This is a genomic window from Streptomyces noursei (assembly GCF_001646665.1).
Lineage (GTDB): Bacteria > Actinomycetota > Actinomycetes > Streptomycetales > Streptomycetaceae > Streptomyces > Streptomyces lavendulocolor.
Map to the genome: position 1 here is coordinate 26,757 of NZ_LWBU01000091.1, position 14,531 is coordinate 41,287.

The 14,531-nt window shown below is 72.3% G+C and carries 12 protein-coding genes; 5 read left to right on the forward strand and 7 right to left on the reverse strand.

Annotation, left to right across the window (positions count from 1 at the left end; genetic code table 11):
• Positions 1-501 precede the first annotated feature (501 nt).
• Both A4V12_RS37970 and A4V12_RS39705 read right to left on the reverse strand, forming a co-directional pair.
• Positions 502-663, reverse strand: coding sequence for a hypothetical protein (locus tag A4V12_RS37970; protein WP_199831243.1), 162 nt, complete (start codon positions 661-663; stop codon positions 502-504).
• Positions 664-943: 280 nt separating this feature from the next.
• On the reverse strand, positions 944-1,291 hold the full coding sequence (locus A4V12_RS39705; RefSeq protein ID WP_079136908.1) for an endonuclease VII domain-containing protein: 348 nt from the start codon (positions 1,289-1,291) through the stop codon (positions 944-946).
• 392 nt (positions 1,292-1,683) lie between these two features.
• Between A4V12_RS39705 and A4V12_RS38425 the strand changes: the two genes are divergently transcribed.
• Positions 1,684-2,604 (forward strand): peptidoglycan recognition protein family protein, encoded by a 921-nt coding sequence (locus A4V12_RS38425; RefSeq protein ID WP_079136909.1) that lies wholly within the window; start codon positions 1,684-1,686, stop codon positions 2,602-2,604.
• 82 nt (positions 2,605-2,686) lie between these two features.
• Here A4V12_RS38425 and gcl read toward each other — a convergent pair whose 3' ends face one another.
• On the reverse strand, positions 2,687-4,471 hold the full coding sequence (gene gcl / locus A4V12_RS08510) for a glyoxylate carboligase (RefSeq protein WP_064068633.1): 1,785 nt from the start codon (positions 4,469-4,471) through the stop codon (positions 2,687-2,689).
• Positions 4,472-4,667: 196 nt separating this feature from the next.
• Here gcl and A4V12_RS08515 point away from each other — a divergent pair, with 196 nt between their 5' ends.
• Positions 4,668-5,462 (forward strand): hypothetical protein, encoded by a 795-nt coding sequence (locus A4V12_RS08515; protein ID WP_064068634.1) that lies wholly within the window; start codon positions 4,668-4,670, stop codon positions 5,460-5,462.
• Positions 5,463-5,542: 80 nt separating this feature from the next.
• Here A4V12_RS08515 and A4V12_RS08520 read toward each other — a convergent pair whose 3' ends face one another.
• The gene (locus A4V12_RS08520) at positions 5,543-7,219 is read right to left on the reverse strand and encodes an AMP-binding protein (protein ID WP_064068635.1); all 1,677 of its coding nucleotides are present in this window, start codon (positions 7,217-7,219) and stop codon (positions 5,543-5,545) included.
• A 190-nt stretch (positions 7,220-7,409) separates the two neighbouring features.
• On the opposite strand from A4V12_RS08520, the gene A4V12_RS08525 reads away from it, so the two are divergent.
• Positions 7,410-8,057 carry a LysE family translocator gene (locus tag A4V12_RS08525; RefSeq protein WP_064068636.1) on the forward strand — a complete coding sequence of 216 codons (648 nt, stop codon included), beginning with the start codon at positions 7,410-7,412 and terminating at the stop codon, positions 8,055-8,057.
• A gap of 130 nt (positions 8,058-8,187) precedes the next feature.
• Here the strand turns inward: A4V12_RS08525 and A4V12_RS08530 are convergent, their stop codons facing one another.
• The 3 genes from A4V12_RS08530 to A4V12_RS08540 form a co-directional block, all read right to left on the reverse strand.
• A complete protein-coding gene (locus A4V12_RS08530) occupies positions 8,188-9,678 on the reverse strand; it encodes an oxygenase MpaB family protein (protein ID WP_064068637.1) in 1,491 nt (496 codons plus the stop codon).
• The gene (gene uppS, locus A4V12_RS08535) at positions 9,675-10,424 is read right to left on the reverse strand and encodes a polyprenyl diphosphate synthase (RefSeq protein WP_267893185.1); all 750 of its coding nucleotides are present in this window, start codon (positions 10,422-10,424) and stop codon (positions 9,675-9,677) included. Before uppS ends, A4V12_RS08530 begins: the two co-directional genes overlap by 4 nt.
• Before the next feature lie 570 nt (positions 10,425-10,994).
• Complete coding sequence (locus A4V12_RS08540; protein WP_064068638.1) at positions 10,995-12,098, reverse strand: winged helix DNA-binding domain-containing protein; 1,104 nt, start codon at positions 12,096-12,098, stop codon at positions 10,995-10,997.
• 113 nt (positions 12,099-12,211) lie between these two features.
• Here A4V12_RS08540 and A4V12_RS08545 point away from each other — a divergent pair, with 113 nt between their 5' ends.
• Both A4V12_RS08545 and A4V12_RS08550 read left to right on the forward strand, forming a co-directional pair.
• Positions 12,212-13,336, forward strand: a complete 1,125-nt coding sequence (locus A4V12_RS08545) for a magnesium and cobalt transport protein CorA (RefSeq protein ID WP_064068639.1) — start codon at positions 12,212-12,214, stop codon at positions 13,334-13,336.
• Positions 13,337-13,487: 151 nt separating this feature from the next.
• Complete coding sequence (locus A4V12_RS08550) at positions 13,488-14,378, forward strand: universal stress protein (RefSeq protein WP_064068640.1); 891 nt, start codon at positions 13,488-13,490, stop codon at positions 14,376-14,378.
• Positions 14,379-14,531 lie beyond the last annotated feature (153 nt).

Consider the following 14,531-nt stretch of genomic DNA (forward strand, 5'->3'; position numbering starts at 1 on the left):
GCGTACGGCTCCTGACGGGAGGTCGGAAGCCGTACGCAGTCCGCACCGCTTGGCCCGGATGAGGGGTGGCCAACGGTACGGACGGCATGAGGACCGCGGCGGCGAGCGTGCCAGTGCGGTGGTGAGGAAGTCCGTCCCCCTTCTTGACCTGAAGGAAGGCCGGCCGGAACTCCGTCGCCGCCGCCGCGGTCCCAGCGCCGAACCACCTCCCCACGACCCCCGTCCGGCGGTGCGAACGTCCTGTCGCGCCAGCCTCGCACCGTCGGACGGCCACAACTCCACACCAACAGAAGAGCCGGAGCGCGGAGTCGGGGTTTACGGTCCCCCGGCTCCGCGCTCTTCTTCCGTGCCCGACGAACCGCCGCTCCACCCCCCACTGTCAGTGGCACCCCCTACCGTGGAACACGTCCTTGACCGCGCTGCTGGCTGCTGCGTGCTGCGGACCGTGATCGGCCCCGTCCGGAACAGCGCCCGGGCGGGGCCGAGCCGTTCCCTCGTCCTCTAGCCCGAGGACGGGTCGATCAGTTTCTCCAGGGCCCTCCTCACCGCCTCGTAGGCCGCCGCGGTCATCTCGTCCGGTGCCTGCTGCTCCTGCCGGTGTGCCCAGTCCCGGGTGACCCGGATGCGGCGGAGCAGTTCGTCAGCGTCCACAACGTCTGCCATGAAGGCCGGGTACCCAGGATTCGGCGATGCTCGCATGGGTGACGGTTACGCAGGGTGGGTATAACCCGAGCAAACGTTCACTCCGTGTCATCGTCAGTGCTCCGGAAAGGGGGGCCATGGCGTGGTATCCCGCTGCGACCCGCATGGAGTTGCAGCCAGAGTCGGACGCCCAGGCGGCGATCCGGCCCACCCGGTTCATCCTGCACAGCATCGCCGCTCCCTGGACCGCGCGCCGGATGTACGAGTACTGGCGTGCCGACGGGGACGGTGCGGTGCAGCGTTATTGCGAGGCGTGCCGCTCCAGGTACGCGGCCGCGGCTCGCAGTAGTTCCGGGCTGTCACGGAATTTGCCGAGCCCGTGGTTGCACGCGCCGCACACCAGACCTCGGACGCACTTCCCGCACGTCCTGTCACCATCGGGGCAGCAGCCGTGATCGTGGTCGACGGACAGAGCGCGTCCCTCGCCGTCGGGCCGCCCACAGATGGCACAGGTGCCCCCCTGGCTCGCGAGCATTTCCGCGTAGCGGCCAGGAGGCAGTTTGTACAGCGCCTTGCGCTGGGCGTCCCTCGCACAGCTCCGGCAATGCCCCTGCAACCCGTCCTTGGCCCGGGCGTTGCGATGGAACATGTCCGGAGAGAGCCAGGCAAGGCAGGTACGACACTACTTCTCGCCCTGCGGGTTCCGGTCATGAGGCTTGGCATGCCTCCGGTCCGGCAGCGCGGTCAGCTCTCGACCCGCGTCCCGTTGCCAGTTGTGGCTCGCGCACAGGCCCCTGCTCATGTACTTCCGGGTGCACCCGGGAAACTCACAGCGCCGGGCCGTCACGGTAGGGCCGGCGTGCACGCGGTGCGCCGCCGCGGGGCCTGTCTCTCCATGGGTCTGCCACCGCCGATAGTGCATCGCGCACCACCCCCGAGCGACCACCCGCACAGGACGACCACAGCCCTCGACGCCACAAGTGAGTTCATCCATACCGATGTCCCCCGAGAGGACGTTGCCGAGACAGAGGAGGCACCCTGATGGCCTGGTGCCCGTTCGCGCAAAGACTGGAGCTGCAACCCGAGAGCGATCAGCAACCCGCTATCAGGCCGACGCAGTTCATCCTGCACAGCCTTGCCGCGCCGTGGACTGCGCAGAGGATCTACGAATACTGGCAGACTAGCTCACTCGAGAGCCACTTCGGCCTCGGGTACGACGGCGACCTCGGGCAGTACATCGGCACCGAGACGCGCGCGGACGCCAACTACCAGGCGAACCGGCGCCCGGACGGCACCGGCGCGGTGTCGATCGAGACGGCGTCCAACCTCCAGCACACCGACCCCTGGACCGACCGGCAGGTCGAGCAGCTGATCCGGCTGGGGGTGTGGCTGCACCAGCGGCACGGCATCCCGCTGCGGATCTGCCGCAGCGCGTCGGATCCCGGTTACGGCTACCACCGGCTGCACGCGGCGTGGTCGAGCGGCGGGACGGCCTGTCCCGGTGACGCCCGGGTGCGCCAGTTCAAGAACGTCGTCTTCCCCGGGATCGTCGCCCGGGCGAGCGGCCAGTCACAGGAGGACCCCATGCCGACCGTCATCAACGAGACCCAGCAGGGCGGGCCCGCCCTCGAAGCGGGCAAGTACAAGCAGTTGGCCATGGCGAACGACGCCGCGCTGCTGCAGGGCCCGTGCTCCTTCTCCGCGACCACGTACGCCACGGTCAAGGGCCAGGCCGGCACGCGCATCACCATGCGGTTCTACGACTACCACCTCACCACCGAGCACCGTTCCTACGACCTGCCCATCGACTGCGGCACGATCGGCGCGAACGGGATCCTGAACGTCGCCGTGACCCGTAACGGCCTGCTGGACACCAACGAGGTGTTACGGGTGGAGATCCTGGCCGACCGGCCGGCGACGGTCACCTGGCGCGTGCTGCGCGCCCTGCGCTGGTCCTCCTGACGACGCGGGACGCGGGACGGCCCCCGCCCCGGGGATACCGGGGCGGGGGCCGTGCGGTGCTGCGCGTCGGACGCGGGCGTTGTCAGACGAGGGGGCGGATCGCCGTGGGGGCGTGGCCCGGCTCGGTGGCGAGCTCCTCGAACTCGGTGACGTTGCTCATGTCGACCGTCTTGCTCATCGCGATGTTGGTGACGCGCTCCAGGATGGCCTCGACGACGACCGGGACCTGGTACTCGGCGGCGAGCTTCTTGGCCTCCTCCAGGGCGGCGCCCAGCTCGTTCGGGTCGGTGACCCGGATGGCCTTGACGCCCAGGCCCTCGGCGACCTTGACGTGGTCGACGCCGTAGACGCCGAGCTCCGGGGTGTTGATGTTCTCGAACTCCAGGTTGACCTGGAAGTTGATGTCCAGGTTGACCTGCGCCTGGCGGATCAGCCCGAGGTAGGCGTTGTTCACCAGGACGTGGACGTAGGGGACCTTGTGCTGGGCGGCGACCGCCAGTTCCTCGATCATGAACTGGAAGTCGTAGTCGCCGGAGAGCGCGACGATCGGGGTCTCCGGGTCGGCGACGGCGGCACCGATCGCGGCCGGGATGGTCCAGCCGAGCGGGCCGGCCTGACCGCAGTTGATCCAGTGGCGCGGCCGGTAGACGTGCAGGAATTGCGCGGCGGCGATCTGGGAGAGGCCGATGGTGGTGACGTACCGCGTCTCCGGGCCGAAGGCCTTGTTCATCTCCTCGTACACGCGCTGCGGCTTGATCGGGATGTTGTCGAAGTGCGTGCGGCGCTGCAGGGTGGCCTTGCGCTCCTGGGTGGAGGCGGCCCAGGCGGCGAAGTCCGGCAGCCGGCCCTCGGCCTTGAGTTCCTTCGCCACCTCGATGAAGAGTTCGAGCGCGGCCCGGGCGTCGGACGCGATGCCGTAGTCCGGGGCGAAGATCTTGCCGATCTGGGTGGGCTCGACGTCGACGTGGACGAACTTCCGCCCCTGGGTGTAGGCGTCCATGTTGTAGCCGGTGTGGCGGTTGGCCCAGCGGTTGCCGATGCCGAGGACGAAGTCCGACTCCAGGAAGGTCGCGTTGCCGTAGCGGTGCGCGGTCTGGACGCCGACCATGCCGGCGCTGAGCTCGTGGTCGTCCGGGATGGTGCCCCAGCCCATGAGGGTGGAGATGACCGGGACGCCGGTCAGCTCGGCGAACTCGACCAGCAGGTCGGAGGCGTCGGCGTTGATGATGCCGCCGCCGGCGACGATCAGCGGGCGCTCGGACTCCAGGAGGAACCGGAGGGCCTTCTCGGCCTGGGCGCGGGTGGCCCGCGGCTTGTGGACCGGCAGCGGCTCGTAGGTCTCCGGGTCGAATTCGATCTCGGTCTGCTGGACGTCGATCGGCAGGTCGATGAGGACCGGTCCGGGGCGGCCCGAGCGCATCAGGTGGAAGGCCTGCTGGAAGACGCCCGGGACCTGCGCGGCCTCCAGGACGGTCGTGGCGGCCTTGGTGACCGGCTTCGCGATCGACGCGATGTCGACGGCCTGGAAGTCCTCCTTGTGGAGCTTGGAGACCGGGGCCTGGCCGGTGATGCAGAGGATCGGGATCGAGTCGGCGATCGCCGAGTACAGGCCGGTGATCATGTCGGTGCCGGCCGGGCCGGACGTACCGATGCAGACACCGATGTTGCCGGCTTTGGCGCGGGTGTAGCCCTCCGCCATGTGGGAGGCGCCCTCGACGTGGCGGGCGAGCGTGTGGCTGATCCCACCGCCCTCCTTGAGGGCCTTGTAGAAGGGGTTGATCGCCGCGCCCGGCACACCGAACGCGTTGGTGACGCCTTCGCGCTTGAGGATCTCAACTGCCGCTCGGGCGGCGGTCATACGAGGCATGGGGGCTCCTGCTTCGGCCAGCGGATTCGGCTCTGTCGCGCCACCTGAGAGCTTCGATTCCGTAATGCGGAAGTATTGTTCTGCTATACGGAAGCAATCTAGGCCGTGGGCGAGACGCAGTCAAGGGATGGCCGAACTCCCTCCCCAAGACGTCGCCGTTGGTGGACGATGGGTCACGGAACGAAGGGGGTCATACGTGGGAGAGAACGTCCCGGTACGCTGCCCGGCCTGCCGCCGGACCCACGGCTACGCGCCGCCCGTCTACCCGTGCCCGTGCGGAGCCCCCGTCGTCCCGCCCCTGCTCAGGGGCGCCCCCGCCGAGCCGATCACCCACCGCACCTGGACCGACGAGTGGGTCACCGTCCGGTGCGGCCAGTGCGGGCGCCGGGACCAGTGGCCGCAGCCCGAACTGGGCTGCCCCTGCGGCACGGTGCTGCGCGTTCCGGTGCGCCCGGTCACCGCCGTACCGCAGCAGCCCTCCCCCACGGCCGGATCCGGCCCTCCGGGCCCGCCGCCCGCCGCGACCGCCTCCACGACCGGGGTGTCGACCGTGCCGGCGCACATCCCGCTGCCCCGCACCGCCGCCGTGCCCCGCCCGTCCTTCCGGCCGGTGACCATCCGCACCGCGCGCGACGCGGTCACCACCGCCGCGCTCTACCTGCGGTGGCTCGGCTTCCGCGACGTCGTCCAGCCCGAGGACCACTCGGGCACGGCGACCGGCGGCGGATTCGGCGTGGACCTGCGCGGCCCCGGCCTGGTCGCCCAGGTCGACCCGACGACGCGGCCCACGTCGCTGCGCGCCGTCGAGTGCCTGTGGCTGACCGGCCTCGCCGCGTCGGCGACGAGCGTGTCGTTCTCCCTCGCCGGGTACGAGGACCGGGCCCGCGCCCGCGCCGACCGGCTGCGGCTGCCCCTCTTCGTCATGGACCTCACCGGCACCCCCCAGCCGGTCAACGGCGCCGCCGACGAGCTCGTCGCCCGGGGCGCCTGACGGGGGGCGCCTGAGACACCCACCGGGCCGGTCCGGCGGTGTTCGGTGACCGCCCGGCCCGCCGGGCGGTCACCGCGGGCTCACGCCGTGTCCCCCTCCGCGTACTCGGCCGCCGACCCCGCCGCCGTACGCTCCCGCAGCTCGATCCGGCGGATCTTCCCCGACACGGTCTTGGGCAGCTCGGCGAACTCGATGCGGCGGATGCGCTTGTACGGGGCGAGGACCGCGCGCGAGTGCGCGAACAGCGCCCGCGCCGTCTCCGGGCCCGGCTCCCAGCCGTCGGCGAGGACGACGTACGCCTTCGGCACCGCGAGCCGCACCGGGTCGGGCGCCGGGACCACCGCCGCCTCCGCCACCGCCTCGTGCTCCAGCAGCGCGCTCTCCAGCTCGAACGGCGAGATCTTGTAGTCGGAGGCCTTGAAGACGTCGTCGCTCCGGCCCACGTACGTCACGTACCCGTCCGCGTCGCGCGAGCCGATGTCCCCGGTGCGGTAGTAGCCGCCCGCCATCGCCTCGGCCGTCCGCTCCGGATCACCGTGGTACCCGGTCATCACGCCCACGGGGTCGGTCGACAGGTCGACGGCGATCTCGCCCTCCTCCGCGCCCGGCTTCCCCGTCACCGGATCGAGCAGCTCGATGCGGAAGCCGGGACCGGGCCGGCCCATGGAGCCCGCCTTCAGCGGTTGCCCGGGGCTGTTGGAGACCTGCACGGCCGTCTCGGTCTGCCCGAAGCCGTCCCGGATCGTCACCCCCCAGGCCCGCCGCACCGCCTCGATGACCTCCGGGTTCAGCGGCTCGCCGGCGGCCACGACCTCCCGGGGCGGGGTGCGCAGCGCCGACAGGTCGGCCTGGATCAGCATCCGCCACACCGTGGGCGGGGCGCAGAAGGAGGTGACCCCGTGCCGGTCCATCGCGGCCATCAGGCGGGCGGCGTCGAAACGCGTGTAGTTGTGGATGAAGACCGTCGCCTCGGCGTTCCACGGCGCGAAGAGGTTGGACCAGGCGTGCTTGGCCCAGCCGGGCGAGGAGATGTTGAGGTGCACGTCACCCGGCCGCAGCCCGATCCAGTACATCGTCGACAGATGGCCGATGGGGTACGAGGTGTGGGTGTGCTCGACGAGTTTGGGGCGGGCGGTGGTGCCGGAGGTGAAGTACAGCATCAGGGGGTCGTCGGCGGAGGTCTCGGCGTCCGGGACGAAGGGTGTGCAGGCGCCGTACGCTTCCTCGTAGGCGATCCAGTGCGGTACGCGTCCCCCGACGGCGACGGGCGTGTAGTTCCCCGGCACCGCGTCGAACTTGCCGGTGTCCTCGGCCCGTACGATCACGTGCCGCGCCCGGCCTCGCCCGACGCGGTCGGCGAGGTCGGCAGCGCCGAGCAGCGGGGTGGCGGGGATGACGACCGCCCGCAGCTTCATCGCGGCGAGGGCGGTCTCCCACAGCTCGACCTGGTTGCCGAGCATCACCACGATCCGGTCCCCGGGCCGGACCCCCAGCCCGCGCAGCCAGTTGGCGACCCGGTCGGAGCGGGTGCGCAGCTCGGCGAAGCTCAGCCGCGTCCCGGTACCGTCCTCCTCGACGATGTGCAGCGCGGTGTTTTCGTTGCCCTCGGCGATGACGTCGAACCAGTCCAGCGCCCAGTTGAAGCGGGCGGGCCGGGGCCAGGCGAAGCCCGCGTACGCCGCCTCGTAGTCCTCCCGGTGCCGCAGCAGGAAGTCCCGCGCCGCCCGGAACTCCCGTGTCGCGCCGCTCTGCGCCATGCGTCCTCCTCGTCGCCGGGACCGTCACCGGGACCGCCGCCGGCATCGTGTGATCGGTGACCCAGGCTCACTACCCCGGAACGGGGGCGAAGGAGCGGTGCGCACGCCCGGGGAGACGGAGGCCCCGCCCGACCGCGCCCCGGGGGTGCGGGGCCTGTCGCCCCGGTGCGTCCGTGCCTAGGGTGGGGCCATGGTGTCCCCCGACCGTGTGCTGACCTTCGCGGCGATGTCCGTGCTCGTGATCGTGATCCCCGGCCCGAGCGTGCTGTTCGTGATCGGCCGCGCCCTCGCACACGGCCGCCGTACCGCGATGGCGACGGTGCTCGGCAACGTGCTGGGCTCGTACGTCCTGGTGGTGGCCGTGGCCCTGGGGGTGGGTGCGGTGGTGGAGCGGTCGGCGGCCGTGTTCACGGCGGTGAAGCTGACGGGCGCGGCCTACCTGATCCTCCTGGGCGTGCAGGCCTTCCGGCACCGCGGCGCCATGAGGGCCGCCCTGCGGGACACGCCGCAGCCCGCCGCGGCGCGGGGTGACCTCCGCACGCTCGTGGACGGCGTCGTCGTCGGGGTCACCAACCCGAAGGGCATCGTCTTCTTCGCGGCGGTGCTGCCCCAGTTCGTGGACCACGCGGCGGGCGGGGTGCCGGCGCAGATGCTGCTCCTGGGCCTGGTGCCCATCGGCATCGGTCTGGTCACCGACACGTTGTGGGGGCTGGGCGCGGCGGCGGCCCGGGGCTGGTTCGCCCGCTCGGACCGGCGCCTGTCGATGGTGGGCGGGGCGGGCGGCTGCGCGATGATCGGCCTGGGGGTGACGGTCGCGGCGACGGGCCGGGCGGACTGAAGCGACCCTCACGGTGGACCGGTCGGTCGGACGGGTCCGTCCGACCGACCGGTCACCGATGCGATGCGGGACCGGACGTCTCGGTGGACTCCACCGTCGTCCCGCCCCCACCGCCCGCTGCCGGATACGCCTAGGCGTCGGCGAGGAGCGGGTCGTACGGGGTGCTCGTGCGGCGGCCCGACATGAACGAGAGGAAGTCGCCCACGAAGGCGCTCCGGCCGTAGGTGCCGCCGGCGGTGGCGAGGTCGCGGTGGAAGGCGGTGCGGAACAGGGTCCGGTACTCGTCGGCGTCGATGGTCCCGCTGCCGTCCTTGTCGGTGGCGTCGAAGAGCACCTCGGCGACACGGATGAGCGCGGGTCCGGCGAGGGAGGGGACGGCGGCGGCGTACTCGTCGACGCTGACGCGGCCGTCGCCGTCGGTGTCGAGGGCGGCCTGGAGTTCGCGCCACCAGGCGGCGAAGGCGTCGTAGAGCCGGGTCTCCTCGGGTTCGTCCAGGTCGAGGCGGGTGGAGAGTTCGCGGGCCATGGCGGCGAGGTCGGGCCAGTCGAGGTGGCCGTCGCCGGTCTGGTCCAGCACCTGGCGGAAGAACTCCTCCGCCGACCGCCGGCCCTCGCCCGTGCCGGTGGCCGGTGCCGGGCCGGGTTCCGGGTCGCCGCCCAGCGGTGCGAGGAGGCGGAGCAGGGCGGATGCGCGCTTCATACGGGCGTACAGGGCGGTCACGGTCCGGGCGCGGGGGTCGTCGCTGCCGGGTGAGAGGGAGAGGATCTCGATGATGTTCTCGGCGTCGATCCAGCCCTTGGGCAGGAACCGGGCGAGTCCCGCGGTCAGGTAGGCGCCCTGCATCAGGGTCGGGGCGCCGGGCATCTCCGGCAGACCGGCCCGGCGCCGGTATGCCTCGGGGAGGGAGGCGACGGTGATCGCGCCGAGGAGCGGCCCGACGACGGCCCGGCCGGCCGCCCACAGTGTCGGGGCGCCGGTCAGCAGCGCCGGGGCGGGCAGGTGGTCGAAGAGCCGGTAGAGGATGACGCGGGCCGCCTCGGTGTTCTCCAGTTCGTTCTCGACGACCCGGTCGAAGTACCGCCAGAAGTCGTGCAGGTCCTCCGGGAGTTCCGCGGCGTCGCCGTCGAGTGCGGCGAGGAACGCGCGGTACTCCGCGTACATCCGCTCCATCGTGTCCTGGTCGAGCGGCTGGCCGCTCAGCCGGCACATGGTGACGGCGCTCTCGAAGAGGGTGGCGACCACCCAGGCGCGGGTCGGGCGGTCCATCGCGTCGTAGGCGCGGCCGCGGGCGTCGGAGCCGCTCATGCGGGCGTGCAGCCGGTTGAGCCGGGCGGCCTCCCGTTCGCGTGCCGCCGGGTCGGGGCCGAACATGCGCCGCATGCTGAGGAAGGTGTTGCGCAGCCGACGCCACGGGTGGGCCACGAAGGTGGAGTTGTCGACGAGGGCGGCGCCGATCTGCGGGTGGGCGGCTTCCAGCACCGTGGCGCGGATCATGGCCAGCGCCCAGCGCGGGTCGTCGAAGAAGGCGTGGAACTGCGAGGCGGGACCGAACAGGGGCGCCTCGCCGGTGCTTTCGGTGGTTCCGGTGGCTCCGGTGCTTCCGGTGGTTCCGGTGGTCATGATGGGTGGTCTCCGTTCGTCCGGGGCGGTACGCCGCCGAAGCGGCGGTCGCGGCACCGGTAGGTGTGCAGACAGGTGAGGAAGTCGGGGGCCCGGAAGTCCGGCCAGAGCACCTCGGGGAAGACCCACTCGGCGTAGGCGACCTGCCAGAGCATGAAGTTGGAGATGCGCTGCTCGCCGGAGGTGCGGATGACCAGGTCCACGTCGGGGGTGTCGGGGAACGGCAGGTGGTCCGCGAAGATCCGCTCGGTCACCTCGTCGGCGGGCGTCCCGCTGCGGATCAGCGACCTCGCGGCCTCGACGATGTCCCGGCGCCCGCCGTGGTCGAAGGCGACGGTCAGCGTCATCCCGCGGTTGTCGGCGGTCAGCGTCGCGAGGTCGTCGAAGTCCCTGGCCAGCTCACGGGGGATGCGCGGGTCGGCGACCCCGAGGAATCGGCAGCGGATGCCGCGGGCCAGCAGCAGCGGTGCGTGTTTCCGCACGACCCGCCGGACCAGGCGCATCAGGTAGTCGACCTCGGTGCCGGGACGGTTCCAGTTCTCGGTGGAGAAGGCGTACAGGCTGAGCCACTCGACACCGGCGGCCCGGGCCGCCTCGATGATGTCGATGACGGTGGTCTCCGCGGCCCGGTGGCCCTCCGTCCGGGGAAGCGAACGCCGCTGCGCCCAGCGGCCGTTGCCGTCCATCACGCAGGCCACGTGCCGCGGCACCGCACGCGCCGGGTCACCGCCGTCCCGGCCCTGCACGCCGGGCCCCGCACGCAGCGGCTCCGGGCGCGGCCCGTCCTCCGTCGCCGCGTACGGCAGCGCGAGGTCCTGGTCGCTCACGCCCGGCCCCGTCCCGCCGGAGCGGCCCGGCCGGTCGTACCGCGCCCGCTCACGTCCGGCCCGTCCCGCCGGCCCCGCCCCGTGCCCGCGCCACCGGGGCGTTCCCCCTCGGGAGCGGCGAGCGGGTGCGGTGCTGCCACGCGATCGCCCCGAGGGGCCGGCGGTGGTCCGCCCGGCGTGGGCCGCGGGCCGGGCCGGCCGGCACCCGTGTCGCGATGCCGGCCCGGGCCGCATCGGTGATTTCTAATTGGAGAGGCATATTCGATCAACCGACCAACACACCGAAGAGACACGGTCCAGTCGTCGGGACGTGCGGGACCCGCCCCGCACGGATGGTCCGCACGGACGGTCCGTACGGCAGTCGGCGCACCGTGTTCAGCGTGTCCAGCCTGCTCGGCAATGGATCGAGGTACGCGCGGAAGGCGGCGGCCGGGCGGGGGGGCGACAGCGGGCGGGGCGCGGCCGGCCGGGCCGCCGCCCCCACCGCCGTCAGACGGTCCCGAACCGCACGTCGCACGTCCTGCCCGGGGAGACCACGGCCGTCGTGCGCTGCGCCTCCTCCTCCAGGGCGGCGCGCTGCTCCCGGGTGAGCGTGCCGAACGGCTGCAATGTCACCGTCACCCGCTCCTTCGTCTCCTCCGGGCGCCAGATCCCGGCGAGGAACCCGTCGACGAGGAAGGTGCGGTACGCCTGGTTCCCCTTCCACGTGCGCTCCTTGTGCTCCTGCGGTACGACGCGCCGGCGGTCGGCGTGCGAGAGCAGCAGGTTGTCGAACTCCGGCAGCAGGCGCGGCGGGGCGGGCGTGCCGGGGTCGGGGCGGGGCGCGTCGGGCAGGTCGAAGAGTTCGGCCCCGTACTCGTCCTGGAGGGTCAGCAGCCCGGGCCGCAGCCGTTCGAAGGCGTCGCGCAGCCGGGTCAGGCCCGACCAGGTCTGCATGTCCTTGACGGACGCGGGCCCGAAGGCGGCGAGGTAGCGCAGGACGGTCTCGTCCGCGGTCGCCGGCCGGTCGGCGGACCTTCCGAGCCACGCCTCGGCGGTGGTGAGGGCCACCTGGCCGCTGCGGCCCCACAGGCCGCGCGGGGTGACCTGCACGAGCGGCAGCAGGCAGCGGGCGGCGACGGTCAGGCCGAGCGGGTCGGCGTCCGGCCACTCCTCCAGCAGCGCCTCGCGGATCTCCTTCGGCGTACGGGGCCGCTCCTCCACCAGTTCGCGGGCGACCGTACGGAGCCGGTCCAGGTCCACCCCCACGAGCCCCTTGCGGAAGAGCCCGACCTCGCGGTCGCGCGCGGGCTGGACGAGCGGGCGCAGGGCGAGGACGTCGTCGGCGGTGTGGGTGTGGATGGTGGACCGCATGGTGACGATCCGGGCCACCGCGCGCGCCTCCATCAGGGTGGACAGCTCCTCGGGGCGGAAGTCCGCGAGGCGGGCGGCGAGGGCGTAGTAGGGCGGCTTGGTGTTCTGGGCCTGGAGACCGACGAGGTGGGCGACTGCGTGTTCCGCCGGCATGGGGGTACGACGCAGCAGGAGCTGCCGTGCCAGGGTGGCGCGGTTGAGGGCGCGGGCGGTGAGCACGGGCGTGTTCCGGGAGACCATGCACCGCACGCTACGCACCCTTGAGGACAGCTACTGTCCTCAACATGGTCCCGGGCCCGTCATGCCCGCGCAAACCGGGACGTATATCGTTCGATCCGGGAGGTGAGACCCGTATGACCCTGCCTTCGAAGAAGCCGAACCGGCGGCGGCGCTCCACGGCGCCCGAGCCGGCCCGCACGACGGCCACCGCCACTGCCCTCGCCCCGTCGCCCGGGCGGCCGAGCGTGGTCCAGGCCTCCCTGTACCGGGACGGCCGCAAGGTCGCGTCCCCCGGCACCCTCGCCGAGACGTTCCGCCTGCTGCGCGACGAGCCGGACGGCATGGCCTGGATAGGGCTGCACCGCCCGTCCGAGGCGGAACTGCTCTCCCTGGCCGCCGAGTTCGACCTCCATGAGCTGGCCGTGGAGGACGCCATGGAGGCCCACCAGCGGCCGAAGCTCGAACGGTACGGCGACACCCTGTTCGTCGTCCTGCGCGCCGCCCGGTACCTCGACGCGCAGGAGGAGGTCGACTTCGGCGAGCTGCACGTGTTCCTGGGCCCCGACTTCCTCATCACGGTCCGCCACGGCGCCGCCCCCGACCTCTCCGCCGTCCGCCGCCGCATGGAGGAGACGCCCGAACTCCTGGCCCTCGGCCCCGAGGCGGTGCTGTACGCCATCCTCGACGCGGTCGTCGACGGTTACGCCCCTGTTGTGGCGGGCGTCCAGAACGACATCGACGAGATCGAGACGGAGGTGTTCCGGGGCGACCCCGAGGTGTCCCGCCGCATCTACGAACTCTCGCGCGAGATGGTCGAGTTCCAGCGCGCCACCCGCCCCCTGGTCGGCATGCTGCACAACCTGATGGCCGGTTTCGCCAAGTACGGTACGGACGAGGAGCTCCAGCGCCACCTGCGGGACGTCGCCGACCACGTCACCCACACCAGCGAACGCGTGGACGGCTTCCGCCAGGCCCTGACCGAGATCCTCACCGTCAACGCGACCCTGGTCACCCAGCAGCAGAACGCGGAGATGCGGGCGCTGGCCGAGGCGGGTTTCGCCCAGAACGAGGAGATCAAGAAGATCTCGTCCTGGGCGGCCATCCTGTTCGCCCCGACGCTGGTCGGCACCATCTACGGAATGAACTTCGACCACATGCCGGAGCTGCACTGGGCGGCCGGTTATCCGTTCGCGGTGCTGCTGATGGCGGTGGTGTGCACGAGTCTGTACGTCATCTTCAAGAAGCGGGGCTGGCTGTAGAGGCCGGCGATCACGGATCGGGCGGGTAGGCCGGCGGGCTTCCGTACACAGGGCAGGCCGGACCCGTGGAAGGGACCAGCGGCCCCTGCGTCGGGTCCGCCGCGGCCAGCATGCTGACGGGAACACCCGTCTGCCCATCGGAGGTCCGCGTATGTCCCGCTCACTCACCGTCGGCCTCGACGGTTCCCGAGTATGCGCGGAAGCCGTCCGCTGGGCCGCCGGGGAGGCGTCACGCCGGTGTCTGACGCTGAAGCTGGTGCAGGTGTGGGACATCCGGCCGGACGTCCACACGCCCCTGGTCGGCCGGGACACGGAGTACGACCGGCCCGAATGGAGTCCGCGCGCGGTCGCCTCGCGTGTGCGCGACGCCCATCCGGGCCTGGACGTGGTGACCGGGTACGTGTGCGGTGACCCGGTCGAGACCTTGTGCGACATCGCGCGGAAGGAGGATCTGCTGGTCCTCGGGTCACGGGGGCTGGGTGCCGTGGCCGGGTTCGCCCTCGGCTCCGTGTCGCTGTCCGTGGTGGCACACGCCTCCCGCCCGGTGGTGCTCGTCCGCGCGCCCATGGAGAGCGCGGGTCCCCCCGGTCCGCCCCCATGGCAGGACTCCGGTCCGGTCGTCGTCGGGGTCGACCTGTCCGGCGGCTGCGACGAGGTGCTGGGGTTCGCCTTCGCCCACGCCGCCGAACACGGTACCTCCGTGCGGGTCGTCCACAGCTGGAGTCCTCCGCCCTTCCATGGAGCCGACTCCACCCCGTCAGGGCGTGCGTTGACGGCGGGGGTGGCGATCGCGAAGGACGAAGCGCTGACCGAGGCGCTGCGGCCCTGGCGCCACAAGTTCCCCTCCGTGCCCGTCACCGCGCTGTGCCGGCTCGGGCGTCCCGCGCGCGATCTGGTCGACGCCTCGCAGGACGCGGGTCTGGTCGTCGTGGGCCGCCGCACGCGCCGGGCACGGCTCGGCGCGCACCTGGGCTCCGTCACGCACGCCGTGCTGCACCACTGCGGGTCACCTGTGGCCGTGGTGCCGCACGACGACGTGTAGCGGACCCACCCCCGCGCCGGGATCCCCGCGCGTGCCCGCCCGTCCGCCGCACGACCCAGGGGCCGAAGGGCCCTGCGTACCGGCCGGACCGGCCCTCTCCCCCGGGTACCGCACAGCCTGACACCGGGGACCGTTGCCGTCCGGGTCGGGCGG

What these genes read in the sequence shown, in the direction of transcription:
- A4V12_RS08550 (WP_064068640.1), top strand. Translation starts at nt 13,488, where the DNA reads ATGTCCCGCTCACTCACCGTCGGCCTCGACGGTTCCCGAGTATGCGCG.
- A4V12_RS08530 (WP_064068637.1), bottom strand. Translation starts at nt 9,678, where the DNA reads ATGACCACCGGAACCACCGGAAGCACCGGAGCCACCGGAACCACCGAA.
- A4V12_RS08545 (WP_064068639.1), top strand. Translation starts at nt 12,212, where the DNA reads ATGACCCTGCCTTCGAAGAAGCCGAACCGGCGGCGGCGCTCCACGGCG.
- gcl (WP_064068633.1), bottom strand. Translation starts at nt 4,471, where the DNA reads ATGCCTCGTATGACCGCCGCCCGAGCGGCAGTTGAGATCCTCAAGCGC.
- A4V12_RS38425 (WP_079136909.1), top strand. Translation starts at nt 1,684, where the DNA reads ATGGCCTGGTGCCCGTTCGCGCAAAGACTGGAGCTGCAACCCGAGAGC.
- A4V12_RS39705 (WP_079136908.1), bottom strand. Translation starts at nt 1,291, where the DNA reads ATGTTCCATCGCAACGCCCGGGCCAAGGACGGGTTGCAGGGGCATTGC.
- A4V12_RS08540 (WP_064068638.1), bottom strand. Translation starts at nt 12,098, where the DNA reads ATGGTCTCCCGGAACACGCCCGTGCTCACCGCCCGCGCCCTCAACCGC.
- A4V12_RS08525 (WP_064068636.1), top strand. Translation starts at nt 7,410, where the DNA reads ATGGTGTCCCCCGACCGTGTGCTGACCTTCGCGGCGATGTCCGTGCTC.
- A4V12_RS37970 (WP_199831243.1), bottom strand. Translation starts at nt 663, where the DNA reads ATGGCAGACGTTGTGGACGCTGACGAACTGCTCCGCCGCATCCGGGTC.
- A4V12_RS08520 (WP_064068635.1), bottom strand. Translation starts at nt 7,219, where the DNA reads ATGGCGCAGAGCGGCGCGACACGGGAGTTCCGGGCGGCGCGGGACTTC.